The following is a 22,977-nucleotide window of genomic DNA, read 5'->3' as shown; positions in this document are numbered from 1 at the left end:
GGTGCGAGGGCATGTGCGGCGCGGGGCCGCGATGGTCAAGCAAAGGCGGGTCAAGCAAGACCCGTCATGCGGGCGGGGCCGGTTCCACGCGGAAAGCCTCGGGGGACCGGGCGATTCCCGTCAAGCACTCGTTGCTGCCACGACCGCGAGGGACCGCGGCGGCCGGTTCTGGCGCAGGGTCGCAGCCCCTTCCGCCACCGTCGCCTCCACCGCGGCCGAGAGCCGCTTGCGGTTCGGGATGGCGTCCGGCGCCAGGGGCTCGTGCAGCACCACGGTGGCGCGCAGCCCGGCGTGGCGGGCCAATCGCCAGACATGGCTGCCGATGTCCATGTCCCCGTACCAGGCGAACAGCGGCCGGTCCCGCCGGCAGGCCGGCAGCCCGCCCAGCCGGTCATAGCCCACCGACACCGGCTGCACCGCCGCCGCCGCATCGGCCACCGCGAGGAAGGAGGAGCGGAAGGGCAGCACCCGCGCCCCGTCGGAGCTCGTGCCCTCGGGGAAGAGGATGATGGCGTCGCCGGCCGCCAGCCGCTCGCGCATCTCGTTCGCCTCGCTGCCCATGGCGCCGCGGGCACGGGCGCGGGAGACGAAGACGGTCCGGCCCAGCCGCGCCACAAGCCCGATCAGCGGCCAGCCCCGCACCTCGGCCTTCGAGACGAAGGGCGCCTCCAGCACGCTGCCGAGCACGACGATGTCGAGCCAGGAGGAATGATTGGCGAGATAAAGGGTCCGCGGGCCTGCGGGCCTCGCCCCCAGCACCTGCAGCCGGACGCCGAGGAGGAAGCACATCCCCCGCCAGTACCAGCGGGCGAAGGCGGCCTTTCCCCGTCCGGGCAGGTTGATCAGCACGGCCTGCACGGGGATGCAGAGCGCCGTCCACAGCAGGGCCAGGGCGATCCGCCGCACCGCCCGGATACGGCCGCCGAGGGGCCGATCCCCCATCACGTCGAACAGCGCGCTGCCGGGCACGGCGCGGCGGAAGCGCAGCGGGGTGCGGCGGCGCAGGCGGCGGGGGCGCAGGGCCTCGGCGGGATCGCGGGCGGCGGTCTCCATCGTCGCGGGTTAGCGCGGGGGCGGCGTCGCGTCCATGTCGGGCGCGTGACGGGCGCGTGAAGCCCTGCCCCGGTTCCACCGGGGCGGGCCGCGGCCTAGTCTCCGCGCCGCCGAAATCCAGGAGGCCCCTATGACCACGCGCCGCGACCTTCTCACCGCCGCCCTGGCCGGCGGGGCCGCCTGGGTGGCCCCGGGCTGGCTGGGCAGTGCCCGTGCCCAGGGCGCCGGCGGCACCACGCTGCGGATCGGGATGGCGGCGCCGAACACGACGCTCGATCCGCATCTGCTGAGCAACACGCCGAACAATGCCGTCTCCGCCCACATCTTCGACAGCCTGATCGTGAACAACGAGGTGGCCCGCTCCGTCCCCGGGCTGGCGGAGTCCTGGACGCGCGAGGACGACACGCACTGGACCTTCAAGCTGCGCGACGTCCGCTTCTCCGACGGCGCGCCCTTCACGGCGGAGGATGCGATCATCTCCATCCGCCGCGCCACCGACCTTCCCAGCGCCGCCTCCTTCCGCACCTACACGCGCTCCATCAAGGAGATGACGGCCGTCGACCCGCACACGCTGCGCATCGAGACGCGGGCGCCGGACCCGCTGCTGCTGAACTCCATCGGACGCGTGCGCGTCATCTCCGCGAAGTACAAGGACGCACCCTCCGCCGAGTTCAACGCGGGACGCGCGGCGATCGGCACCGGCCCCTACATCCTGCGCGAGTACATCCCCGGGAACCGCATCACCCTCGCGCGGAACGACAACTGGTGGGGCGGCCGCACCCCATGGGAGACCGTGATCCTCCGGATGGTGACGGACGACGCGGCGCGCCTCGCCGGGCTGCTCTCCGGCGATCTCGACATCATCGAGGCGGTCTCCTCGGCCAACACAGACCGCGTGCGGAGCGATCAGCGCCTGCACCTGATCCGCGGCATCTCCGCGCGCTTCGTCTATCTCGGCATGGACATGGTCAACGACGTCTCGCCCTTCATCCAGGGCATGGACGGCCGGCCGCTGACCACCAACCCGCTGAAGGACCTGCGCGTCCGGCAGGCGCTGTCCCTGGGCATCAACCGTCAGGCGATGGTGGAGCGGGTGATGGAGGGCGACGCCGTGATCGCCGGCCAGTTCCTGCCCAAGGGCGGGCCGGGCACCGACCCGACGCTGGACCCGCCACCCTTCGACCCGAATCGCGCCCGCGCCCTGCTGGCCGAGGCCGGCTATCCCCGCGGCTTCCGCCTGACCGTGCACGGGCCGAACGACCGATACATCAATGACGCGAAGATCGTGCAGGCGGTGGCGCAGATGTTCACCCGCATCGGCCTGGAGGCGCGGGCCGAGGTGATGCCCTGGTCCACTTATGCCGGCCGCAACAACCTCCGCACCGAGCACTCCGTCTTCCTCGGCGCCTGGGGCGTGAACACGGGCGAGACCTCCAACCCCATGTCAGCCCTGGCCGCGACGAAGGACCAGGAGGCCGGGCTCGGCGTCTCCAACGGCGGCCGCTACTCCAACCCGGAGGTGGACCGCCGCCTGAAGGAGGCGCTGCGGACGATGGACGACACCCGCCGCAACGCCCTGCTCGGGGAGGCGAGCGGCATTCTGTTCCGCGACGTCGGCCTAATCCCCCTGCACCACGAGGTCTCGGTCTGGGGGGCCCGGCGCGGCGTCGGCTACGTGGCCCGAGCCGACCAGTCCACGCTCGCCACCGGCGTCACGAAGGAGGGCTGATCCCATGGCCGACGCCCCGCCCGTCACCGATCCGCGCCAGCGGATGCGCCAGACCTACCAGCTCGGCCGCACCGCCGTCCGCGCGGCGCGCGTGGACACACGCTTCTCCTACGCCCTCTACGTGCCGCCGGACTTCACGGCGGAGACGCGGATCGTGGTATGCGTCCATGGCAGCACGCGCGACAGCTTCCTCGATTTCCGCAACGGCTTCGCGGAGTTCGGGCGCTGGAACGACTGCCTGATCCTCTGCCCGCTCTTCCCCATCGGCGTGCGCGGCGACGACGAGGCGAACGGCTACAAGTACATGGAGGAGGGCGAGATCCGCTACGACCGCGTCCTCCTCGGCATGGTGGACGAGGTGAAGGAGCGCTACGGCCTGACCGCCGACACCTTCGCCATCTGCGGCTATTCCGGCGGCGGCCACTTCGCCCACCGCTTCGCCATCCTGCACCCGGCGAAGCTCTGGGCCTGCTCGGTCGGCGCGGCCGGTTCCGTCACGCTGCTGGACGCCAATCGCGACTGGTGGGTCGGCATCCGCGACCTGAAGGCCCGCTTCGGGATCGAGCTCGACCGGGCGGCCATCGCCCGCCTGCCCGTGCACATGGTGGTGGGCGACGCCGACCTGGAGACCTGGGAGATCACCCACCAGCCCGGCGGCAAGCGCTGGATGGAGGGCGCGAACGACGCCGGCCGCACCCGCCCCGAGCGCCTGGACGCGCTGCGCCGCTCTTTCGAGGCGGCGGGCGCCAAGGTCCGCTTCGATCTCCTCCCCGGCGTCTCGCACGACCGGATGAAGGCCATGGGCAAGATGCAGGACTTCTTCGCCGACGTGATGAAGCGGAAAGAGGCATGAGCATGCGATTCACGCCCTCGGCTTCGCCTCGGATGATCGCACGCTGATGCCCGGCATGATCGTCGCCCCGCAGCCCGAGGCCGTGGAGGCCGGGGCGCAGGTGCTGGAGCGCGGCGGCAACGCCGTGGACGCCGCTATCGTCTGCGGACTCGTGCAGGGCGTGGTGGACCCGCTGATGGTTGGCATCGGCGGCTTCGGCACGATGCAGGTCTACATGCCCCAGCGCGGCGTGCACCAAGTGCTGGAATTCTTCGCCCGCGCCCCATTGGCGGCCACGCCGGACATGTGGGAATCGAAGCTCCTCGGCCAGTCGCGCGACGGCTTCGCCTTCCTGCTGGAGGGCGGCATCAGCGAGGCCGGGCACCTGGCCGTCTGCACCCCCGGCAACGTCATGGGCTATGCCGAAGCACTCCGCCGCTGGGGCACGATGGACTGGAAGGACGCCTTCGGCCCCGCCATCGGCTACGCGCGGAACGGCTTCATGGTCCGCCCGCACGTCCACTGGTTCATGACCCAGGACCAGAGCGGCACGGGCCAGGTGAACACCAGCGACAAGCTGCGCCTGACAGAGAGCGGGCGCCGCCTGTTCTTCCGCGGGGATGGCAACCCCAAGCGCCCCGGCGACATCGTGCAGAACACCGACCTCGCCCGCACGCTGGAGCGCCTCGCCGCTGGCGGCCCCGACCTCTTCTACACCGGTGAGATGGCCGAGGAGATCGCCGCCGACTTCCAGGCCCATGGCGCCCTGATCAGCCGGGAGGACCTGCGCAACTACAAGATCTCCCTCGCCGATCCCCTCTGGGGCGAGTATCGCGGCCACCGCGTCGCCACCCTGCCTCCGCCGAGCAGCGGCTTCGCGATGATGCAGCTGCTGCATATCCTCGATCACTTCGATATCGGCAGCCTGCGCCATGGCAGCGTGGAGCACGTCCGCATCCTGGCCGAGGCCATGAAGCGCATGACCATCGACAAGGACCGGAACATGGGCGACCCCGCCTTCGTGAAGGTCCCGACGGACGAGCTGCTGTCCCGCGACTACACCGCCGCGGCCGCTGAGGGCATCCGCCGTGGCGAACGCCTCCGCGTCACCCGCCTGGAGAAGAAGCAGGACAAGGACACCACCCACGTCTCGGTGGTGGACAAGGACGGCAACTGCGTGACGATGACCCACACCCTCGGCAGCCCCTCCGGCGCGATCACGGAGGGGCTGGGCATCATGTGGAACGGCACGATGAGCCGCTTCGACCCGCGCCCCGGCCGGCCCGGCTCCATCGCCCCGGGCAAGCGCCGCTCCGCCTCCCAGGCGCCGACCATCGTCTTCCGCGGTGACCGGCCGCGCATCGTCATCGGCGCGCCGGGCGGCACCTACATCGCGCCCGCCATCGCCCAGGGCATCTCCAACGTCATCGACTTCGGCATGTCCATGTCGGACGCCGTGGCAGCGCCCCGCGTCGTCGCCGTGTCGGACTCGATCGACGTCTCCAACCGCGTCCGCCGCGACGTGACGGACGAGCTGGCCGCCATGGGCTACGACATCAAGCGCAGCCCGATGAGCTACGCCTTCGCCGCCCTGCACGGCATCGCCGTCGAGGGCGACCGCCTCCAGGGCGGCGCCGACCCGCAGCGGGACGGGATGGCGATCCTCGTCTAGGAACGCCCGTGGGAACGGACCCGCCTTCCCATCGGAGGGCGGGTCTGGTCCATGATGGCCGGACAGCGTCGCGCGCCCGGGCGCCCGCACCCCACCGGGAAGGAGGCTCCATGCACATCGGCCTGATCGGCGGCATTGGTGTCGCGGCAACCATCGTCTACTATCAGCGGCTCACGGCCGCCGCGGCGAAGCGCGGCATGGAACGGCTCGACCTCACGATCGTCCACGGCGAAATCCACGAGCTCATCCGCAACAACCTCGCCGACCGCCGGGAGGAGCAGGCCCGGGCCTTTCTCCCCCTGCTGCAAAGGTTGAAGGATGCGGGCTGCGACTGCGCGGCGCTGACCTCCATCGGCGGGCATTTCTGCCTCGCTGAGCTCCTGGCCGCGACGCCGCTCCCCCTCGTGTCCGGCGTGGCGCCGCTGGACGCCTTCTTCGCCGGGCAGGGTATCCGGCGCATCGGGCTGCTCGGCACGCGCGTGGTGATGCGGACGCGACTCTACGGCCAGCTCGCGCGGACGCAGGCCCTCGCGCTCGACGACGAGATCGAGACGTTGGGCCAGACCTACCAGGACATCGCCGTCGCCGGCGTCTGCCAGCCGGCGCAGCGGGACCTTCTGCTGGACGCCGGCCGGCGCATGATCGCCGCCGGGGCCGAGGCCATCGTGCTCGCCGGAACCGACCTCAACCTCGCCTTCGACGGGCAGGACACCGGCTACCCGGTGATCGACGCGCTGGACGTGCACGTGGACCTGCTCGCCGACCTCGCGGCGGGCCGGGTCGCGCTGGACAGCGTGGCCGAACCGCGCGCGCAAGCGTCAGGATCGTAGGACCGCCGCAGCCGGGTCCTTGGGGAACAGGCCCCGGACGATCCGGCCCTGCCGCGTCAGTCCACCCGCGCGCCGGAGGCCCGCACCAGCGGCCCCCAGGTCGCGATCTCCTCCCGGATATAGGCACTGAATCGCTCGGGCGAGTAGCCGCGCATGGCCGGCGTGCCCAGCTCGTTGAAGCGGGCCTGGATGGTGGGATCGGCCAGCGCCTCGTCCACTGCCGCCGCCAGCCGCTCCACCACGGGTGCCGGCGTGCCGGCCGGGCCGAACAGCCCGTACCAGGAATACGCCTTGTAGTCGGCCAGCCCCACCTCCGCGGCGGTGGGCACCTCCGGCATGATCGGCACGCGCTCCGGCGTCGCGACGAACAGCGTTCGCGCTTGGCCGTCCCGGTGATAGGGCAGCATGATGCTGGGGATGTCGCTGTTGAACTGCACGCGCCCGGCGACGAGGGCGGTGTAGACCTCGCCGGGGTTGCGGAAGGGCACATGCTCCGCCGACGTGCCGGTCTTCTGCAGGAAGCCGGCGCTGGCCAGGTGCCCGGTCGTGCCGACGCCGGCGCTGCCGTAGAAGAACCCTCCCGGCCGCTCCTTCAGCGCCGCGACGAAGCCCGGCACGTCCCGGGCGTTGAGCCCCGTGGTCGTGACCGTCAGGCAGATCGGCACGTAGACCGTTGGCGCCACGGCCACGAGGTCCCGCACGGGATCGTAGGGCAGCCGTGCGTAGAGCGCCGGCGCGATCCCGATGGAGGACAGCGTCGCCAGCACGAAGGTCGTCCCGTCCGGCGGCAGCTTCGCGACGTAATCCGTGCCGGTGGCGCCACCGGCGCCGGGCCGGTTCTCGATCACCACCGGCTGCCCCAGGATCTGCGACAGGCGCGGCGCGATCAGCCGCGTGGTGACGTCCGTGCCCCCACCCGTGCCGAAGGCCACGACGATCCGGACGGGCCGTGTCGGCCAGCCCTGTGCCCGGCCGGCGCGCGGCAGGGCCAGGGCGGCGGCTCCCAGCCCGAGGGCGGCACGGCGGGTCGGGGCCGTGATCGTCATGCGAGATCTCCTGAAGGCGCGGCCCGGCGCCGGAGCACCGACCGTGCCGGCGTCACCGGTGATACTGGAACCCGTCCACGACGAACTCCTGCCCCGAGATGAAGCAGGGCTCCGACGTCGCGAGGAAGGCCACGATCTGGGCCACGTCGTCCACCGTCCCCACCCGGCCCAGCGCGATGCCGTTCCTCGCCAGCTCCGCCCCGCGCTCCACGATGACGTGGTTCTTCGCCAGCTCCGTCTGGATCAGCCCGGGGCAGATCGCGTTGACCAGGATGTTCGGCCCCAGCTCCTTCGCCAGCGCCCGCGTCATCCCCAGGATGCCCGCCTTGGCCGAGGCATAGGCGAAGCGGCTGACCGCCGCCGTGACGCCGCCCGAGATCGCGTTCAGCGACGACATGGAGACGATCCGCCCCGCCCCCACCTTCTGCATCCGCGGCGCGCAGGCCCGGATGTAGTTGAAGCAGGACTTCAGGTTGATCGCGATGGTGCGGTCGAACTCCTCCTCCGCGATCTCCAGGATGCCCTTCGGCTGCGCCTTGCCGGCATTGTTCACCAGCACGTCAATCCGGCCCCACGCGGCCTCGACCGCCGTCGCGATCTCCTCCGCCCGCGCGAATTCGGCGACATCCGCCTCGAAGGTCAGGCAGCGCCGGCCGAGCGCCTCGATCTCGCCCTTCGTGCGCACCATCTCCGGCGCCAGCAGGTCCACGAGCGCCACGTCCAGGCCGCGGCGGGCCAGTTCCAGCGCGCAGCCGCGGCCGATGCCGCGCGCCCCGCCCGTCACGATCGCCACCCGCGTGGGTTCCGTCACATCGCCCTCCTGGCGGGCGTCACTCGCCGGTGGCGCCCAGCTTCCGCTCGTAATGCTTGTAGTACTTCGCCGTGACCTGGTCGGTCTTCACGACCACGCAGACATCGGTGCAGTTGAACTGCCGGTCCACCACCGCCCCATCCCCGACATAGCCACCGAGCCGGAGATAGCCCTTCACCAACGGAGGCAGGTCGGCCAGCACGCGCTTGGCGTCCAGCGCCGCCGGATCCATCCGCCGCATCGGCACATAGAGATCCGGCAGGGCGCGCGGCCGCAGCTCCGGGGGCGCCAGATGGTTCGCGTGAAGGTAGGTCAGCGGCTCCGCCAGCGCGTCCGGGTCCGTGCCGGGAAGGGAGGCGCAGCCGAACATCACCAGGATCTTGTGGTGGAACACATAGGCCGCGATGCCCTGCCACAGCAGCTGCAGCGTCCCGCGGGTCCGGTAGCCCTCGTCCACGCAGGATCGGCCGAGCTCCAGGATCTCCCCGGGCAGGGCCTCCAGCGGGGCGATGTCGTACTCGGAAGAGGAATAGAAGCGCCCGATCTGCGCCGCCGCCGGCCGGCGGATCAGGCGATAGGTGCCGACCACGGCCTCCGCCCCCTCCCCCCGGTCGTGGTCCAGCACAAGCAGGTGGTCGGCCACGGCGTCATAGGAATCGGCGTCCCGCTTCGTCGCGGCCGTGGCCGCGTCCGGAAGCGCCCCCATCTCCTCGTAAAAGACGCGCCAGCGTAGGGCCTGGGCGGCATCGACCTCGTCCGGCGCCTCGGCGAGCCGCACGCCCAGGTTCCCCAGGCGCAGCTCCCCGAAGCCGGGGCTGATCTCGCTCATCCGCGCGACTTCGGGGGCCGCGGCGCGGGTGGGCTCGCGGGGGCTACCTTCCGGCCGAAGAGCTGCAGCCGGTTCTCCACCAGGGTGAAGCCGTAGCGGGCGGCGATCGACTCGGCCAGGCGCTCGTGCTCCTCGTCCGAGAACTCGATCACGCTGCCCGTATCCACGTCGATCAGGTGGTGATGGTGGCCGCGATCCGCCGGGTCGTAGCGGGACCGGCCGCCGCCGAAGTCGCGGCGCTCCAGGATGCCCTTCTCCTCCAGCAGGCGGACGGTGCGGTAGACCGTCGCGATCGAGACCTTGCTGTCGAGGGCGATGGCGCGGCGGTACAGCTCCTCCACGTCGGGGTGATCCTCGGCCTCGCTCAGGACGCGCGCGATGAGGCGCCGCTGGCCCGTCATCTTCAGGCCGCGCTCGACGCAGAGCCGCTCGATCCGGGTGGGGTCGGCGCGCTGGGTGTGGGTGGGGTGGTCCATTGGGCTCCCGTCTCAGGCGGCGGAGACTACGCCGCCGGCGGGCGGGGCGCCAATCGTCCCCTTTTCGCCCGGCGCCACGCGCCGGCGCCGGGTGCCTTCCGGTCCCGATCCGGCCGGACCGGGTGCCGGCCGGTCAGCCCTTCCCGCCACGACCGTTGCGCCGTGCCCGGGGACGGGTGCCGAGGCCGATCTTCTTCGCGAGGGAGGATCGGTGCTCGGCATAGGCCGGCGCCACCATGGGGTAGTCCGGCGCCAGGCCCCAGCGCTCCCGGTACTGCTCCGGCGTCATGTTATAGGCGGTCTTGAGGTGGCGCTTGAGCATTTTCAGCTTCTTCCCGTCCTCCAGGCAGACGAGATAGCCCTGCGTGATGCTCTTCTTGATGGGCACCGCCGGCTCCGGCCGGGCGGGTGCGGGGGTTTCCGCCGGGCGGCCGAGATTGGCGAGGGTGCGGTGCACGTTCTCGATGAGGCTGGAGAGTTCCGCGACCGGCACGGGATTGTTGGAAACATGGGCCGCCACGATCTGCGCGGTCAGGCCGAGGACATGGTCGCCGCTCTCCTTGGCAGTTGCCGCGACGTCTTCCATATCCCGCTCCCTCTGTTCTGCACGCGTCGCGGGCATGATTGGCCGGTCACCGATTCGGTCCCTTTTCTACATCCCGCACCTCTGGAGCGACAAGGATGTTGCATGAATTCGCAATTGCAGCCCCGGAGGCGGCACGGACCCTCGACATCACGGCCGAGACCTGCCCCATGACCTTCGTCCGGACCCGCCTGGCGCTGGACCGGATGCCCTCCGGCGACGTCCTGCTGGTCATGACCCGGGGCGAGGAGCCGCGGCGAAACCTGCCCCGCACGGCCCAGGAACAGGGGCACGCGGTGCTGCGCCAGGAGGAGGGGGAGGACGGGATCACCCGCCTCTGGCTCCGCAAGGGATAGGACCGCCCGGCCGCGGAACGGGGCTTGCGAGGCCGCGGCCCCGCGACGAAGAGGCTCCCCATGGACGACGCTCCGCCTTCCCTTCCCCCGCTGTTCCGGCCCCTGACGATCCGGGGCGTCACGCTGCGCAACCGGATCGCGGTCTCCCCCATGTCGCAATACGCGGCGGTGGATGCGGCGCCGACGGACTGGCACCTGGTCCACCTCGGGAAGTTTGCCATGGGCGGCGCGGGGCTGGTGTTCTGCGAGGAAACCTCGGTCTCCGAATCCTCCCGTAAGACCTATGACGACCCGGCGATCGCGACCGACGCCCAGGTCCGCGCCTGGCGGCGGATCACCGACTTCCTGCGGTCCCAGGGCGCGGTGACCGGCATCCAGCTCGGCCATGCCGGCCGCAAGGTCGCGACCCGCGCCCCCTGGGAGGGCTTCGCCACCCTGGACGCGTCCGACGCCGCCAGGGGCCGGGCCCCCTGGCAGGGTATCGCCCCCAGCCCCGTGCCGGTGAAGCCCGGCGGCCCCGTCCCGCGGGAGATGGACCACGACGACATCCGCAAGGTTATCGCCCTGCATGTCGAAGCGGCGAAGCGCTCGCTCGACGCCGGCTTCGACGTGGTCGAGATCCACGGCGCGCACGGCTACATCGTGCAGCAGTTCCTCTCCCCCATCACGAACCTCCGCACGGATGGCTATGGCGGCGACCTCCCGGGCCGGATGCGCTTCGCCCTCGAGCTCGTGGAGGCGACCCGCGCCGCCTGGCCCGCGGACCAGCCGCTGTTCTTCCGCGCCTCCTGCGTGGACGGGCGCGGCGGCGGCTGGTCCCTGGACGACACGGTGGTCCTCGCCGGCGAGTTGAAGGCCCGCGGCGTGGACGTGGTGGACTGCTCCTCCGGCGGCATCGACGGGCCGCTGACCCTGTCCATCGTGCCGCGCGTGCCGGGCTACCACGTCCCCTTCGCCGAGCGGATCCGGCGGGAGGCCGGCATCCCCACCATGGCCGTCGGCCTCATCACCGAGGCGGCGCAGGCCAACGCCTATCTCGCCGAAGAGCGCTGCGACCTCATCGCCCTCGCGCGGGAGCTGATGTGGAACCCCAACTGGCCCGCCCATGCCGCCCAGGCGCTCGGGCTGGACGGGCTGGACTGGCTGCCCAAGCCCTATGCCTGGTGGCTGCGGCGGCGTGAGGAGGTCCGCAAGCTCTACCCCACCGGCCTGGAGCAGCCTGTCGCCTGAGGCTCCGCCTCCCGCAGCAGCGGATAGCGTTCCCGCCAGCGCCGGCCCGCCACCCGGTCCCGGTAGACCGCGCGCTTCTCCCCCGCGAAGCGCGGCGTCGGCCGCAGCACGAGGCCGAACAGGTCCTCCAGCCCGAAGGGCGCCAGCACCTCCAGCCCGTCGCCGGTCCAGCGGGCCGCGACGGCGGTGGCCGTCTCCGGCCAGCGCGCCAGCGCGTCCGCTATGTCGAGATAAGGCGCGTCCCCGTTGCGCCCGCTCATCCGCGCCTGGTTGGTGACGGACCACGCCACGCCGGGAGTCGCCGCGCGCAGCCGGGTCTCCGTGCCCCGGTCCAGCGCCGCGTCGCCCCCGGGCCCGAACCACACCACGTCCACATCCCCCGCGGGCGGCGCCGGCGGGCGGCCGTGCAGGTGGTCCCAGACCGCGTCCCGCACGCAGCCCGCGCCGATCCAGGAATCCGGCAGCCCCAGCGCCGACACGGCGCGCAGCAGCGGGAGGCGATGCGAGTCCGCCAGCAGCAGCGCCTTCAGGGTGGCGAGATGGTCCATCCGCGAAGGATGCGTCCAGCCCGGCCGCACGGCCATCGCCGCCTTGACCCCTCCCCTCATGGCCCGACGCAATGCCGCCCCTTGGGCACGGGGCTTGCAGCCTCTCGCGCCGCTTCGGAGATCCTCATGCCGCCTCGCGCGTTCCGGCCCCTTCCCGCCCTCACCCGCCGCGTCTGGCTCGGCGCCGCGGCCGGCACGGTCGCCGCGACAGGGCCGGCCGATGCGCAGGGCTATCCCACCCGGCCCGTGCGGCTGGTCATCCCCTATCCCGCGGGCGGCTCGACGGACCTGCTCGGCCGCCTTACCGGCACGAAGCTGTCGGAGCGGCTGGGCCAGCCGGTCGTCGTGGAGAACCGGGCCGGCGGTGGCACGCTGGTCGGCGCGGAGGTGGTGATGCGGTCCCCGCCCGATGGCCACACCCTGTTCTACATCACCTCCGCCTTCGTCACCTCCTTCCTCATCAACCGGCCCGGCGTGAACCTCGTGGACGCCTTCGCGCCCGTCTCGCTCGGGCTGTCGGGCTCGATCTTCGTCGTCGCGCACCCCTCGCTGCCCGTGCGGACGATCCCGGAGTTGATCGCCCACGCGAAGGCGAATCCCGGCAGGCTGAACGTGGCGCATCCCGGCGTGGCCACGACGAACCACCTGTCGGCGGAGCTGTTCTACCGGATGGCGGAGGTGGACATGGTCTCCGTCCCCTTCCCCGGGAACGCGGCCTGCCTCACCAGCCTCATGCGGGGCGACGTGCAGCTCGCCTTCGTCTCGATCCCCGATGCCCAGCCCTTCCTGGCCGACGGCACGCTGCGCGCGATCGCCGTCACCGGCCGTCGCCGCTCCGGCGCGCTGCCGGACACGCCCACGATCGGGGAAACCCTGCCGGGCTACGAGGCGAGCTTCTGGTACGGCATCGCCGCCCCCGCCGGCACCCCGCCCGCCATCCTGCAGCGCCTGAACCGGGAGCTCGACGACATCGCGAGGCTGCCGGAGGTGCGTGACCGCATCCTCTCGATCGGCGCGGAGCCGGAAGGCGGCGAGGCCGAGGCCCTGAGCCGCCGCATCGCCTCCGAGGCCGAGCAGTGGGCGCGGGTCATCCGGCTGCTGAACCTGTAGAACGCCGCGCTACCGCAGCGGCATCCGCGCCGCGCTCTCCGGCAGGAAGCGGCCGTCATAGACCTCGTCCGGTGCCGGCGTGCGGACAAGGCCGAAGCCGCTCGCCACGGTGCGGATCGTGTCAGCCAGCCGCGCTGCCTCCACATCGCCGAGGCCCCGCGCGCGGGTGGCCGGCGTCAGCAGCTGCCGGTTCCCGAGCCAGTCCAGCCGGTCCGCCTCCAGCACCGGGTCGATGAGGCTGGACTGCGCCCGGATCACGGCGGCCGGGGCGCGCGGATCGGCGATGGACTCCCGCCAGGCCCGCGCCGCTGCAGCCACGAAGCGCCGCACCGCGTCCGGATTGTCCCGGATGATCCCCTGCCCGGCCAGGACCGAGTTGCCGTAGCTGTCGAGCCCGTGGTCCGCGTAGTAGAGGAAGTTCACATCCTCCAGCCGCGTGCCGTTCGCCTTGATGTTGAAGAAGGTCGTGTAGTCGAAGCCCGTCACGCCCGCGACCTGCCGCGTGAGCAGCATCTGGTCCCGGAGTTGCGCCGTCACCTGCCGCCGGGTGACCCTGGATTCGTCCACGTTGTTCAGCCGCAGGAAAGCCGGGAACATGCGGGACGCGGCATCGGCCGCGCCGTTGCCGATCACCTTCCCCTCCAGGTCCTTCGGCGTGCTGATCCCGGCGGACTTCAGGCTGATGACCGCCTGCGGCGACCGGTTCTGCAGCACCATCACCGCGCGCGGCGCGGAATCCGGCTGCCGCACGACGAACTCCGTCAGCGTGGAGATGTCCCCCACCCCGAACTGGTAGGTGCCGGACGCCACGCGGGAGATGGCATCGCCCGACCCGTTGGAGGGGTCCACCTGCACGTCCAGCCCGGCATCGCGGAAGTATCCGCGCTCCACCCCGTAGTAGAAGGGCGCGGTGGAGCCATCCACGGCGAAGTTCAGCACCAGCCGGACGCGGGTGCGGTCCTGCGCGCGCAGCACGGTCGGGGCGGCGAGCGCCGCGAGGAACAGGGCGCGGCGGGGCAGCTTCGGCATGGATCGGAACTCCGGGCTTCTCGGGCCCGGGGGCACGCAGGTTCCGTGCCGGATGGGGGCGGGACGCGCCCGCGCCGTCCGCCTCAGCTCACCACGATGGAGAACTGCCGCGCCACCGCGGTCCAGGCCGCGATCTCCTCCCGCATGATGCCCACGAACTCGGCACCCGTGGGTGACGGAGTGCGCGGCATGGTCTGCAGGTCGGTGAAGCGCGCCGCCAGCTCCGGCCGCTGCAGCATCGGCGGCACGATCGCGGTCAGCCGCTCCACGATCGCCGGCGGCAGGTTCTTCGGCCCCGACAGCCCGAGCCACTGGGAGGAGGTGAGCTTCGGAAAGCCCAGCTCCGCGAAGGTCGGGACATCGGGGAACATCGCCAGCCGCTGCGGGGAGGAGACGGCGAGCGCGCGCAGCGATCCGTCGCGCATCTGCTGCGTGTTGGTGGTGATCGGGTCCACCATGCACTCGATGTTGCCGGCCATCACGTCCTGCATCGCCGGCGCGCTGCCGGCATAGGGGACGTGGTCCAGGTTCGGCGCCCGCGCCTCCGAGCCGAGCATCGCCCCCAGCAGGTGCGGCGCCGAGCCGATGCCGGAGGAGCCGTAGCGCACCGGCTGCGTCCGCGCGGCGGAGACGAGGTCGTCCAGCGTGCGGAAGGGCGAGCTGGCGCGCACGAGGATGATGTTCGGCGCCTCCACCAGATGCACCATGTGGGTGAAGTCGGCGATCGGGTCGAAGGGCAGCGTCGGCCGCGTCGCCGTGGAATAGACGTGGACGGAGGCGTGGCTGACCAGCAGCGTGTGGCCATCCGCCGGCGCCTTGGCGACGACGTCCGTGCCGATGATGCCGCCCGCGCCCGGCCGGTTCTCCACCACCACGGACACGCCCAGCGCCTGGGACATGATGGGCGCCAGCAGGCGGCTGACCGTGTCCACCAGCCCGCCCGGCGGGAACTGGGCGATCAGGCGGACCGGGCGGCTGGGCCAGGCGGGCTGTGCCTGGACCACGGTGGGCGCGGCGAGGCCGGCCATGGCGGCCCCCAGCAGATGGCGGCGATTCATCCTCGTGCGCTCCCGATCCGGTTTCCGGGCGCGCGGCGGAGGTCAGGCGTCCAACCCCTCGCACCGCGTCGCCACCACGGCCGGAATCGTTGCAATCCCCGTGCCGAAGCGCCGCGCCGCCGCCGTCAGCGCCCCGAGCGCGCTAGCGCCCCTGCGGCAGCGGCGCGTCGCGCAGATGGACGAACCGCGCCCCCTCGATCCGGTAGTAATGCGCGCCGAGGTCGCCCTCGGCCTCGTCCCGCACGCCGTTAAGGATCAGCAGGCGGCTGTCGGCGCGGAAGCTGATCGGCTCCACCCCCTCTACGTCGAAGGGAAGGCAGCAGATCGTCGCGGGCAGGAAGGTGACGCGCCCGTCCAGCGCGTTGACCACGGCTCCCATCAGGCACCCGCTGCCGCATCCCCAGGTCGTCAGGACATAGTGGCCCGCGAAGTTCGGCGGGCGCGTCGCGGCCTCGCGCAGGCGGGTGCGGAAGGTCATGTCCTGCCGCGTCAGGACGATCGGCGCGTTGCGCGCCGGCGGCCCCGCCGTGGCCGGGAGGTCGCCGAACCCTGGCAAGCGGTCCGTCGCCGGCCGCGAGGCCGACGCGACGCCGCGCGCCGCGTTGTCGAAGCAGTCCAGCCGCTGCACGGCGCTCGAAATGGCGGCGCAGGCGCGCACCCGATCCACCAGGTCCGTCTGCGCCGTGGCGACGGCGGGCACGAGGCCTGCGAGAGTGGCGATGAGAGCGGAGAGGCTGCGCATGCCCGAGACCCTACCAGCCGCGTGCCCATCGTCCATCGCAGGGCAGGCGGCCACGGCGCGGCGCGCCCTTCTTCTCTCCCTTCTCGCCACGTCGGCCGTGGCCCAGGAGCCGGTGGCGGAGGCTGCGGGGCGCCGCCTCGTGCTGAACGGCACGGGCGTGCGCCGCTTCTTCGGCTTCCAGGTGTTCCGCGCCTGGCTCTACCTCGAAGCCCGCAGCAGCGAAGGGGCGGCGATCATCGCCTCGCCGGGCGTGAAGCTCATCCGCTCCCGCTACCTGCGCGACGTGCCGCGCGACCGCGCGGAGGGCGAGTGGGAATCCGGCTTCTCGCGCCACTGCGGCTGCCCCATGCCGCCTGCCTTCCGCGCCCGCCTGCGCGACCTGCAGGAAGGCGAGACGGAGACTTGGCTCTATACCCCGGCCGGCGCGGACGTGTTCTACAATAACGAGCCGCCCGTCCGCCTGCCGCCCGCGCAGGCCACGCGGATGCTGGGCGGGCTGATCGGGCCGAACGCGGACAGCGAGGGGCTGCGGCGCGGGCTGCTCGGGCTGGGCTGAACGAGAGCGCTACGCGCCGAACATCGCGCGGATGGCCGCCGGGTCGATCTCCTCGATCGTCGGCGGCGTCCAGCGCGGCGCGTTGTCCTTGTCCACCAGCACGGCCCGCACGCCCTCCGCGAAGTCGGGGTGCCGCGTCACCGCGCGCGTCAGCCGCAGCTCCATCTCCAGGCAGCCCGGCAGGTCGAGCGCCGCCCCGCGCCGCAGCAGTCCCAGCGACACCACCATCGAGGTGGGCGACATCCGACGGAGGATCGCGGTCTGCTCCCGCGCCCAGTCCGTCCCCTCCGCCTCCAGCGCGGCCAGGATGTCGCCAATGGTCTCGCCGGCGAAGCAGCGCTCGATCGCGGCGCGCTGCGATTCAAGCCCGTCCGGGGGCACGGCCTGGATGAAGCGGTCCACCACGGAGGCGTCGCCCTCCAGCAGCGCCGCCCGCAGCGCCGGCAGGCGCTCGCGGGGGACGTAGTGGGTGGCCAGCCCGGCCTCCACGGCCTGGGGACCGCGCAGCCGGGCGCCGGTCAGGGCGAGGAACTTGCCCATCGCCCCGCCCGCCCCGCCGGGCAGCCGCGGCAGGCTGTAGGAGGTGCCGACATCGGGAAACAGCGCGATCGCTGTCTCCGGCATCGCGAGCAGCGCATGCTCCGTCACCACGCGGTGGCTGCCATGGACCGAGACGCCGATGCCCCCGCCCATGCAGACACCGTCGATGAGGCTGATCCAGGGCTTCGGGAACTCCGCGATGGCGCGGTTCACCGCATACTCGCTGGTGAAGAACGCCTCGATCTCCGCGGCATCCCCGCGCAGCGCGGCGTCACGGATCGCGCGCACGTCGCCGCCGGCGCAGAAGGCGCGGCCGCCGGCGCCCTCCACGATCACCAGCGCCACCGCGGGATCGTCGCGGAAGCGCGCGATGGCCTCCGCGAAGCCGGCGATCATCCCGGTATCCAGCGCGTTCAGCGCGCGGGGGCGGTTCATCAGGATCGTGCCGGCGCGGCCCTCCACCCCCGCGACGACGCTCTGTTCCATGGACTGATCCATGCCGCTCCTCCTGGGGGCGGTTCCGCCCGTCACTCCCCGGCCTACAATCCGCCCCCGAAACCGGCAAGGCGGCGCGGTTGACAGGGGGCGGCCGGGCCGCGAAGCCTCCCGCCGGGTGCGATCGCCGCACGGATCGCCCCATGGCGGAACCCGGATGGCGGAACTCGGCGGAGGCGCGATGACCCGGACCTTCCTCGCCTTCGGGACCGAGGGAACGATCTTCGACCGCGCCGCCACGCCCCGCGCGGTGCGCCCGGCCGCCAACCTGCCCCCCCAGCGCCCGCTGCTGACCTTCGAGGGCGTGCAGGCGACCTGGCCCCGCGCCGGGCGGGAGGCCGCCTGGCTCGATCTCTCGGTCATGACCGGAGAGGTGCTGACGCTGCTCGGCCCCGCCGGCGCGGGTAAGACGACGGCGCTGACGGTAGCCGCCGGCTTCCTGCACCCCGATCGCGGCCGCGTCCTGCTGGGGGACAAGGAGATCAACCGGATGCTGCCGCACCGGCGCGGCTTCGGCTGGGTGCCCAAGCCGCTCGCCCTCTTCCCCGGGATGACCGCGCTGGAGAACGTGGCCTTCCCGCTGGAGGCGCGCGGTGTCGGGGGCAGCGAGCGCCGCGACCGCGCCGTGAAGGCCCTCGCCACCGTCGGACTGGCCGGCCAGGAAGCCGCCCGGCCGGAGGCGCTGGACGAGGCGGCCGCGCTGCGCGTCGCGCTCGCGCGCGCCCTCGTCTTCGCCCCGCCGCTGCTGCTGCTGGATGATCCCCTCGCGGCCCTCGACGCCGCCGCGCGGTCGGACGCCATCGCCCTCATCCGCCGCCTGACCCGCGCGGGCACCACCTCCGTGCTGCACGCCACCCGCGACGCGGCGGTCGCCATGGCCATCTCCGACCGGATCGCCGTCATCCAGGCCGGCCGCATCCGCCAGGCCGGCACGCCCCAGGCCCTCTACGACGCGCCGGGAGACGACGCGATCGCGGCCCAGTTCGGCGAGGTGAACCGCCTGCACGGCCGCGTCCTGTCCGTGGAGGACGACCTCTGCCGCGTCGCCCTCGACGGCGGGTTGGAGGCGGTGGGTGCCGCCATCTCGGCGCTCGGCCGGGCACCGGAGCCGGGCGGCCGCTGCGTCCTGGCCATCCGCCCGGAGCACGTGGCCGTCGCCGCCATGACCGCCGCCGAGCTGGGCGAGGACGCCGTGCCCGCCCAGTTGCTGGACGCGCAGTTCGCCGGCGACCACGTCCGCCTGCGCCTGCGGATCGAGAACGGCGCCGAGCTGATCGCGCGGCGCCCCGCCGGCCTGCCCCTGCCCGAGCCCGGCGGCGCGGCGGCGGTAGCCTGGGATGCGGGCGCGGCGCGGGTCTACGCGGGCGGCGCCGGGGAGAAGGAGCCTCCATCTGGCCCCGCCGGATGAAGGCTCCTCCAACCCTGACCCGTGCAACCAGAAGCGGGAGGCCAGGGGGCCTCAGGCTCCCCGGCGGAGGGCGTGGGGGAGGCGGCGCCTCCCCCGCAAGCCACCCGTCGCCGCCCCGTGATGCTGTCCCCCGCTTCCGCTCATCCGGCGCGGCGACTAGCTTTCGACGGCGACGAAGGCACGGGTTCCATGACAGGTCCGCGCAGGACGAGACGCCAGGCCCTGGGGCTGGCGGCGGGAGCCGCCGTCGTTTCCGCGCGCGCCCACGCCCAGAGCCGCGACCTGACGGTCGTCTCCTGGGGCGGTTCCTACCAGGAGGCGCAGCGGGAGGCCTTGTTCCGCCCCTTTCAGCTCCGCACCGGCGCCCGCCTCCTGGAGGAGACCTGGGACGGCGGCATCGGCGAGCTGCGCACCCGCCTGGGCGCCGGCAGCGGTGGCTGGGACGTCATCCAGGTGGAGGCGGACGAACTCATCCTCGGATGCGAGGAGGGGCTGTTCGAGCGCCTGGACTTCGACGCCATCGGCGGCCGCGACCGCTATATCCCCCGCGCGGTGCATCCCTGCGGCGTGGGCAACGTGATCTACGCCTTCGTGCTCGCCTACGCGCGAAACCAGGCGGCCCCGCCGCGCGGCTGGGCCGACTTCTTCGACACGGCCCGCTTCCCCGGCCGCCGCGCCCTGCGTCGCGGCCCGAAGGTGACGCTGGAGGTCGCCCTCCTCGGCGACGGGGTCCCGGCCGCCGAGCTCTACGCGACCCTGGCCACCGAGGCCGGGCTGGATCGCGCCTTCCAGCGGCTGGAGCCGCTTCGCGAGAGCGCCATCTGGTGGGAGATCGGCAGCGACCCCGCCCGCCTGCTGAGCCGCGGGGAGGCCGCGATGGCGATCGCGTATAACGGCCGGATCGAGACGGCGAATCGCAACGACGGCGGCGACCTCGGCATCGTCTGGACCGGCAGCCTGACGGCGATGGATTCCTGGGTGATCGCGCGCGGCAGTCCGAACCGGGCGCGGGCGGTGGAGTTCCTCCGCTTCGTCGGGGACCCTGCCGTGCAGGCGGGGCTCCCGCGCCGCATCCCCTACGGCGTCACCGCCCGGGGTGCGGAGGCGAGCCTGCCCGCCGACGTGCTGGCGGACCTGCCCACCGCGCCGGAGAACGCCCGCGATTCCCTGGCGATCGACGAGCGCTTCTGGGTGGCGAATGTCGACCGGCTCGAGCGCCGCTTCAACGCCTGGGTGACGCGCTGAGGCACCGCCGATCGAGGGCCGTCCCGTGAGGCCTGGCCTCCCGGGGACGCTGCTGCGCCTCGCGCCGCTGGTGATCGCCGTGCTCGTCGGCGTGGCGGCCCCGCTCGGTCTCTTCCTCTGGCGCGCGGTGGCGGAACGGGAGGTCGCGGTCGCCCTGCCCCGCACCGCCGTCGCGCTGCGGGACTGGAACGGCTCCGGCCTGCCGGAGGACGCGGCCTTCGAGGCACTCGCCAACGACCTCCGCAACGCCCGCTGGCGTGATGAGGCGAGCGGCGGCGGCCGGCTCGCCCGGGCCGGCACGCGGCTGGAGGCGGAGGTGCCGGGCCTGCGGGCCGCGCTTCCCCTGACGGCGCAGCGCATCGCTGAGACGCAGATCCCGCCTGATGCCGCAGTGCTCCTCGCAGCCCCGATCTGGGAGCGGCCGGAGGCCTGGGCAGCGATCCGGCGGACCTCCGACGGGATCTCCTTCTCCCGCCTCCTGGCCGCGCTGGACCTGCGGCGGGCCCCGGAAGGTCAGGTTGTCGCCGTCCCGGCCGAGATCGCGCTGCACCGCGCGGTGACGGCGCGCAGCCTCGGCCTCGCGGCGCTGGTCGCCCTGGCCGCCCTCGCCGCGGGCGCGCCGCTGGCCTGGGTGATCGCCGCGGCCGAGCGGCGCTGGGCGACGCCTCTGCTCGGCCTCGTGCTCCTGGCGGCGCTGGCCGGCGCCGGGCTTCGCGGGGCTTCCTGGTGGGCCCTGCTCCACCGCGACGGCGTGTTGGACGATGCGCTGATGGGCCTCGGGCTGACGGGGGCCCCGCTCGATCTCCTGCGGACGCGGTGGGCCGTAGTCCTGGGGGCGCTGCACGGGGCCCTTCCGCTGGCGGTGCTGCCCATGGCCCTCGCGCTGCGGCGGGTGGACCGGCCCCTGCTGCGGATGGCGGCGGCGCTCGGCGCCCCGCCCTGGCACCGTGCCCGGCGGCTGGTCCTGCCCGTGGTCTGGCCGGGACTGGCCCTGGGCGCGGCGCTCGCCTTCGCCGGGGCGCTCGGCGACGCGGTGGTGCCCGCGCTGCTGGGCGGCCCGCGCGAGGCGATGCTGGCGGGGCTGGTGTCCCAGGTGGCCGGGCGGCTGGGCGATCCCGGGCTCGCCGCAGCCCTCTCGCTGCTCCTGCTGCTGCCGCTCGCCGCGGCCGTCTTGCTCGGCTTGCGCGCCGCGCGACGATTGGTCCCCTCCGCATGAGGCGTGCCCTCCTCTTTCTTCCGGGCGCGCCGGCGGCGCTGTTCCTCCTTCTTCCGCTCCTCGCCCTGCCGGCCCTGGCCGTGGCGGAGGGCGGCTGGGGCGCGGCGTGGCCGCCGCTCGGAACCAGCCTCGCCCTCGCCGGAGCGGCCGGTGCGCTCGCCCTGATCCTTGGCGGACCGGCCGCCTTCGGGCTGTGGCGGTGGCGGCTTCCGGGGCGGGCCGCGCTGCTCGGGCTTCTCGCCGCGCCCCTCCTCCTGCCGGCGACGATCTGGGCGGCGGCCCTGCGCGGGCTGCCGCTCGGCCCGGCCGGTCCGGTCCTGGCCGGGGCGCTGCTCGGCGCGCCGGTGGTGGCGCTGTGCGGCTGGGCCGCGCTGTCGCGGATCGACGGATCCACCCTTCGGGCCGCGGCGGTCCTCGGCGCGGAGCCGCGCCTGGTCTGGCGGCGGCTGGTCCTGCCGCGGGCGCTGCCCGGGCTGGGCACCGGCACCCTGCTCGCCGCCGCGCTCGCGCTGGCGGAGCCCGTCCTGATCCCGTCCCTCGCGCCGGCCGGCATGCCCCTGCTGTCGCGGGCGATGCTGGACGCGGTGCGCAACGGATCCGCGGGCGCGGCCGCCGCGACCGGCACGGCGCTCCTCCTGCTCACCGTCTTGCTGCTCCTCGCGGCGGCGCTGCTGCGGCGCGCGGGGCGGCGCGCTGCTGGCGGATGAAGCCTTCGCCGATGCTAGGGTGCGACCATCAGGATCGTTCCCATCTCAACTCACGGTCGGATCCCCGGCCGCAGATCCTGCGATCAACGGCCGGGAGGGCCACGTCATGACCATCTTGAACCGCCGCGTCCTGCTGGGGGGCGCCGCCGCGCTGGCCTCCCTCGCCTTCGCCACGCCGCGCCGCGCGCTGGCCCAGGCCGCGGCACCCGCCGCCGGCCCGTTCACCCTGCCCGCCCTGCCCTACGCGGCCAACGCGAACGAGCCGCACATCGACGCCATGACGATGGAGATTCATCACGGCCGCCACCATCAGGCCTATGTGACGAACCTGAACAACCTCGTCCGCGACACCCGCGCGGCGGGCATGCAGCTCCCGGAACTGCTCTCGAAGATCGGGGAGATGCCGGAGAACATCCGCCAGGGCCTGCGCAACAACGCCGGCGGCCACGCGAACCACACCATGTTCTGGGAGATCATGGGCGGCCGCGGCGGCGCCCCGACCGGAGAGGTGGCGGAGGCGATCACCCGGGACCTCGGCGGCTTCGACAAGATGAAGACCGACTTCAACGCTGCGGGCGCCGGGCGCTTCGGCTCGGGCTGGGTCTTCGTCACCGTCGCGCGCGACGGCAAGCTCGCGATCACCACCCGCCCGAACCAGGACACCCCGCTCTTCGAGGGCGAGCGCGTGCTGATCGGCAACGACGTGTGGGAGCACGCCTACTACCTGAAGTATCAGAACCGCCGGCCGGACTACCTCGCGGCCTGGTGGAACGTGGTGAACTGGGAAAAGGTCGCGCAGCGCTACGCCGCGGCGAAGGCGGGGACGCTGGGAGTGTGACCGGACGGGCCCGCGCCCTCGCGCGCGGGCCCGACCTT

The 22,977-nt window shown here is 73.1% G+C and carries 24 protein-coding genes; 13 read left to right on the top strand and 11 right to left on the bottom strand.

Going from position 1 to position 22,977, the window contains the following annotated elements; genetic code table 11:
• Positions 1–120: 120 nt before the first annotated feature.
• Positions 121–1,053, bottom strand: a complete 933-nt coding sequence (locus tag ACP6CK_RS25015; protein WP_426956046.1) for a lysophospholipid acyltransferase family protein — start codon at positions 1,051–1,053, stop codon at positions 121–123.
• A 130-nt stretch (positions 1,054–1,183) separates the two neighbouring features.
• Here ACP6CK_RS25015 and ACP6CK_RS25010 point away from each other — a divergent pair, with 130 nt between their 5' ends.
• From ACP6CK_RS25010 to ACP6CK_RS24995, 4 genes are all read left to right on the top strand, one after another.
• Positions 1,184–2,782 carry an ABC transporter substrate-binding protein gene (locus ACP6CK_RS25010; protein WP_426956045.1) on the top strand — a complete coding sequence of 533 codons (1,599 nt, stop codon included), beginning with the start codon at positions 1,184–1,186 and terminating at the stop codon, positions 2,780–2,782.
• A gap of 4 nt (positions 2,783–2,786) precedes the next feature.
• Positions 2,787–3,635, top strand: coding sequence for an alpha/beta hydrolase (locus ACP6CK_RS25005; RefSeq protein WP_426956044.1), 849 nt, complete (start codon positions 2,787–2,789; stop codon positions 3,633–3,635).
• Positions 3,636–3,681: 46 nt separating this feature from the next.
• Complete coding sequence (gene ggt / locus ACP6CK_RS25000) at positions 3,682–5,286, top strand: gamma-glutamyltransferase (RefSeq protein ID WP_426956043.1); 1,605 nt, start codon at positions 3,682–3,684, stop codon at positions 5,284–5,286.
• A 110-nt stretch (positions 5,287–5,396) separates the two neighbouring features.
• On the top strand, positions 5,397–6,116 hold the full coding sequence (locus ACP6CK_RS24995; RefSeq protein ID WP_426956042.1) for an aspartate/glutamate racemase family protein: 720 nt from the start codon (positions 5,397–5,399) through the stop codon (positions 6,114–6,116).
• Positions 6,117–6,172: 56 nt separating this feature from the next.
• Here the strand turns inward: ACP6CK_RS24995 and ACP6CK_RS24990 are convergent, their stop codons facing one another.
• The 5 genes from ACP6CK_RS24990 to ACP6CK_RS24970 form a co-directional block, all read right to left on the bottom strand.
• The gene (locus tag ACP6CK_RS24990; RefSeq protein WP_426956041.1) at positions 6,173–7,162 is read right to left on the bottom strand and encodes a Bug family tripartite tricarboxylate transporter substrate binding protein; all 990 of its coding nucleotides are present in this window, start codon (positions 7,160–7,162) and stop codon (positions 6,173–6,175) included.
• Positions 7,163–7,214: 52 nt separating this feature from the next.
• Positions 7,215–7,973, bottom strand: a complete 759-nt coding sequence (locus ACP6CK_RS24985) for an SDR family NAD(P)-dependent oxidoreductase (RefSeq protein WP_426956040.1) — start codon at positions 7,971–7,973, stop codon at positions 7,215–7,217.
• A gap of 19 nt (positions 7,974–7,992) precedes the next feature.
• A complete protein-coding gene (locus ACP6CK_RS24980; RefSeq protein ID WP_426956039.1) occupies positions 7,993–8,802 on the bottom strand; it encodes a GNAT family N-acetyltransferase in 810 nt (269 codons plus the stop codon).
• Positions 8,799–9,278: a Fur family transcriptional regulator gene (locus tag ACP6CK_RS24975; protein WP_426956038.1), complete on the bottom strand. Its 480-nt coding sequence runs from the start codon at positions 9,276–9,278 to the stop codon at positions 8,799–8,801. The genes ACP6CK_RS24980 and ACP6CK_RS24975 overlap by 4 nt, the downstream gene beginning before the upstream one ends.
• Positions 9,279–9,411: 133 nt before the next feature.
• Positions 9,412–9,864, bottom strand: coding sequence for a MucR family transcriptional regulator (locus tag ACP6CK_RS24970; protein WP_426956037.1), 453 nt, complete (start codon positions 9,862–9,864; stop codon positions 9,412–9,414).
• Between the two features lie 95 nt (positions 9,865–9,959).
• Here ACP6CK_RS24970 and ACP6CK_RS24965 point away from each other — a divergent pair, with 95 nt between their 5' ends.
• Together ACP6CK_RS24965 and ACP6CK_RS24960 are read left to right on the top strand one after the other, a co-directional pair.
• Positions 9,960–10,217 carry a sulfurtransferase TusA family protein gene (locus ACP6CK_RS24965; RefSeq protein WP_426956036.1) on the top strand — a complete coding sequence of 86 codons (258 nt, stop codon included), beginning with the start codon at positions 9,960–9,962 and terminating at the stop codon, positions 10,215–10,217.
• Between the two features lie 60 nt (positions 10,218–10,277).
• Positions 10,278–11,447 carry an NADH:flavin oxidoreductase/NADH oxidase gene (locus ACP6CK_RS24960; RefSeq protein ID WP_426956035.1) on the top strand — a complete coding sequence of 390 codons (1,170 nt, stop codon included), beginning with the start codon at positions 10,278–10,280 and terminating at the stop codon, positions 11,445–11,447.
• On the opposite strand, the gene ACP6CK_RS24955 is transcribed toward ACP6CK_RS24960, so the two are convergent.
• Positions 11,414–12,031, bottom strand: coding sequence for a nucleotidyltransferase family protein (locus ACP6CK_RS24955; protein WP_426956034.1), 618 nt, complete (start codon positions 12,029–12,031; stop codon positions 11,414–11,416). The two genes, ACP6CK_RS24960 and ACP6CK_RS24955, sit on opposite strands and share 34 nt — an antisense overlap.
• 90 nt (positions 12,032–12,121) lie before the next feature.
• On the opposite strand from ACP6CK_RS24955, the gene ACP6CK_RS24950 reads away from it, so the two are divergent.
• Positions 12,122–13,105 carry a Bug family tripartite tricarboxylate transporter substrate binding protein gene (locus ACP6CK_RS24950; RefSeq protein ID WP_426956033.1) on the top strand — a complete coding sequence of 328 codons (984 nt, stop codon included), beginning with the start codon at positions 12,122–12,124 and terminating at the stop codon, positions 13,103–13,105.
• Between the two features lie 9 nt (positions 13,106–13,114).
• On the opposite strand, the gene ACP6CK_RS24945 is transcribed toward ACP6CK_RS24950, so the two are convergent.
• The 3 genes from ACP6CK_RS24945 to ACP6CK_RS24935 form a co-directional block, all read right to left on the bottom strand.
• Positions 13,115–14,134: an ABC transporter substrate-binding protein gene (locus ACP6CK_RS24945; RefSeq protein ID WP_426956032.1), complete on the bottom strand. Its 1,020-nt coding sequence runs from the start codon at positions 14,132–14,134 to the stop codon at positions 13,115–13,117.
• 83 nt (positions 14,135–14,217) lie between these two features.
• Positions 14,218–15,192, bottom strand: coding sequence for a Bug family tripartite tricarboxylate transporter substrate binding protein (locus tag ACP6CK_RS24940; RefSeq protein ID WP_426956031.1), 975 nt, complete (start codon positions 15,190–15,192; stop codon positions 14,218–14,220).
• Between the two features lie 142 nt (positions 15,193–15,334).
• Positions 15,335–15,934, bottom strand: coding sequence for a hypothetical protein (locus ACP6CK_RS24935; protein WP_426956030.1), 600 nt, complete (start codon positions 15,932–15,934; stop codon positions 15,335–15,337).
• Between ACP6CK_RS24935 and ACP6CK_RS24930 the strand changes: the two genes are divergently transcribed.
• A complete protein-coding gene (locus ACP6CK_RS24930; RefSeq protein ID WP_426956029.1) occupies positions 15,933–16,490 on the top strand; it encodes a chalcone isomerase family protein in 558 nt (185 codons plus the stop codon). The genes ACP6CK_RS24935 and ACP6CK_RS24930 overlap by 2 nt on opposite strands.
• Before the next feature lie 9 nt (positions 16,491–16,499).
• On the opposite strand, the gene ACP6CK_RS24925 is transcribed toward ACP6CK_RS24930, so the two are convergent.
• Positions 16,500–17,528: an enoyl-CoA hydratase/isomerase family protein gene (locus ACP6CK_RS24925; RefSeq protein ID WP_426956028.1), complete on the bottom strand. Its 1,029-nt coding sequence runs from the start codon at positions 17,526–17,528 to the stop codon at positions 16,500–16,502.
• 178 nt (positions 17,529–17,706) lie between these two features.
• Here ACP6CK_RS24925 and ACP6CK_RS24920 point away from each other — a divergent pair, with 178 nt between their 5' ends.
• From ACP6CK_RS24920 to ACP6CK_RS24900, 5 genes are all read left to right on the top strand, one after another.
• The gene (locus ACP6CK_RS24920; protein ID WP_426956027.1) at positions 17,707–18,933 is read left to right on the top strand and encodes an ABC transporter ATP-binding protein; all 1,227 of its coding nucleotides are present in this window, start codon (positions 17,707–17,709) and stop codon (positions 18,931–18,933) included.
• Between the two features lie 189 nt (positions 18,934–19,122).
• On the top strand, positions 19,123–20,178 hold the full coding sequence (locus tag ACP6CK_RS24915) for an ABC transporter substrate-binding protein (RefSeq protein ID WP_426956026.1): 1,056 nt from the start codon (positions 19,123–19,125) through the stop codon (positions 20,176–20,178).
• 25 nt (positions 20,179–20,203) lie between these two features.
• Positions 20,204–21,394: an ABC transporter permease subunit gene (locus ACP6CK_RS24910; protein WP_426956025.1), complete on the top strand. Its 1,191-nt coding sequence runs from the start codon at positions 20,204–20,206 to the stop codon at positions 21,392–21,394.
• Positions 21,391–22,101, top strand: a complete 711-nt coding sequence (locus tag ACP6CK_RS24905; RefSeq protein WP_426956024.1) for a hypothetical protein — start codon at positions 21,391–21,393, stop codon at positions 22,099–22,101. The genes ACP6CK_RS24910 and ACP6CK_RS24905 overlap by 4 nt, the downstream gene beginning before the upstream one ends.
• 106 nt (positions 22,102–22,207) lie before the next feature.
• Positions 22,208–22,939 carry a superoxide dismutase gene (locus tag ACP6CK_RS24900; RefSeq protein ID WP_426956023.1) on the top strand — a complete coding sequence of 244 codons (732 nt, stop codon included), beginning with the start codon at positions 22,208–22,210 and terminating at the stop codon, positions 22,937–22,939.
• The last annotated feature ends 38 nt before the right edge of the window (positions 22,940–22,977 follow it).

Source organism: Muricoccus radiodurans, assembly GCF_050154705.1.
GTDB classification, from domain to species: Bacteria; Pseudomonadota; Alphaproteobacteria; order Acetobacterales; family Acetobacteraceae; genus Roseomonas; species Roseomonas radiodurans.
The sequence above is the reverse complement of the archived record's forward strand: the minus strand, read 5'-3'. Positions and strand labels throughout refer to the sequence as shown.

Bases quoted from the DNA above. Each gene is read 5' to 3' on its own strand.
- ACP6CK_RS24970 (WP_426956037.1), bottom strand. From the start codon at position 9,864: ATGGAAGACGTCGCGGCAACTGCCAAGGAGAGCGGCGACCATGTCCTC.
- ACP6CK_RS24905 (WP_426956024.1), top strand. From the start codon at position 21,391: ATGAGGCGTGCCCTCCTCTTTCTTCCGGGCGCGCCGGCGGCGCTGTTC.
- ACP6CK_RS24975 (WP_426956038.1), bottom strand. From the start codon at position 9,278: ATGGACCACCCCACCCACACCCAGCGCGCCGACCCCACCCGGATCGAG.
- ACP6CK_RS24980 (WP_426956039.1), bottom strand. From the start codon at position 8,802: ATGAGCGAGATCAGCCCCGGCTTCGGGGAGCTGCGCCTGGGGAACCTG.
- ACP6CK_RS24950 (WP_426956033.1), top strand. From the start codon at position 12,122: ATGCCGCCTCGCGCGTTCCGGCCCCTTCCCGCCCTCACCCGCCGCGTC.
- ACP6CK_RS24995 (WP_426956042.1), top strand. From the start codon at position 5,397: ATGCACATCGGCCTGATCGGCGGCATTGGTGTCGCGGCAACCATCGTC.
- ACP6CK_RS24960 (WP_426956035.1), top strand. From the start codon at position 10,278: ATGGACGACGCTCCGCCTTCCCTTCCCCCGCTGTTCCGGCCCCTGACG.
- ACP6CK_RS25015 (WP_426956046.1), bottom strand. From the start codon at position 1,053: ATGGAGACCGCCGCCCGCGATCCCGCCGAGGCCCTGCGCCCCCGCCGC.
- ACP6CK_RS24965 (WP_426956036.1), top strand. From the start codon at position 9,960: ATGTTGCATGAATTCGCAATTGCAGCCCCGGAGGCGGCACGGACCCTC.
- ACP6CK_RS24955 (WP_426956034.1), bottom strand. From the start codon at position 12,031: ATGGCCGTGCGGCCGGGCTGGACGCATCCTTCGCGGATGGACCATCTC.
- ggt (WP_426956043.1), top strand. From the start codon at position 3,682: ATGCCCGGCATGATCGTCGCCCCGCAGCCCGAGGCCGTGGAGGCCGGG.
- ACP6CK_RS24935 (WP_426956030.1), bottom strand. From the start codon at position 15,934: ATGCGCAGCCTCTCCGCTCTCATCGCCACTCTCGCAGGCCTCGTGCCC.
- ACP6CK_RS24930 (WP_426956029.1), top strand. From the start codon at position 15,933: ATGCCCGAGACCCTACCAGCCGCGTGCCCATCGTCCATCGCAGGGCAG.
- ACP6CK_RS24945 (WP_426956032.1), bottom strand. From the start codon at position 14,134: ATGCCGAAGCTGCCCCGCCGCGCCCTGTTCCTCGCGGCGCTCGCCGCC.
- ACP6CK_RS25005 (WP_426956044.1), top strand. From the start codon at position 2,787: ATGGCCGACGCCCCGCCCGTCACCGATCCGCGCCAGCGGATGCGCCAG.
- ACP6CK_RS24900 (WP_426956023.1), top strand. From the start codon at position 22,208: ATGACCATCTTGAACCGCCGCGTCCTGCTGGGGGGCGCCGCCGCGCTG.
- ACP6CK_RS24915 (WP_426956026.1), top strand. From the start codon at position 19,123: ATGACAGGTCCGCGCAGGACGAGACGCCAGGCCCTGGGGCTGGCGGCG.
- ACP6CK_RS24940 (WP_426956031.1), bottom strand. From the start codon at position 15,192: ATGAATCGCCGCCATCTGCTGGGGGCCGCCATGGCCGGCCTCGCCGCG.
- ACP6CK_RS24920 (WP_426956027.1), top strand. From the start codon at position 17,707: ATGACCCGGACCTTCCTCGCCTTCGGGACCGAGGGAACGATCTTCGAC.
- ACP6CK_RS25010 (WP_426956045.1), top strand. From the start codon at position 1,184: ATGACCACGCGCCGCGACCTTCTCACCGCCGCCCTGGCCGGCGGGGCC.
- ACP6CK_RS24925 (WP_426956028.1), bottom strand. From the start codon at position 17,528: ATGGATCAGTCCATGGAACAGAGCGTCGTCGCGGGGGTGGAGGGCCGC.
- ACP6CK_RS24990 (WP_426956041.1), bottom strand. From the start codon at position 7,162: ATGACGATCACGGCCCCGACCCGCCGTGCCGCCCTCGGGCTGGGAGCC.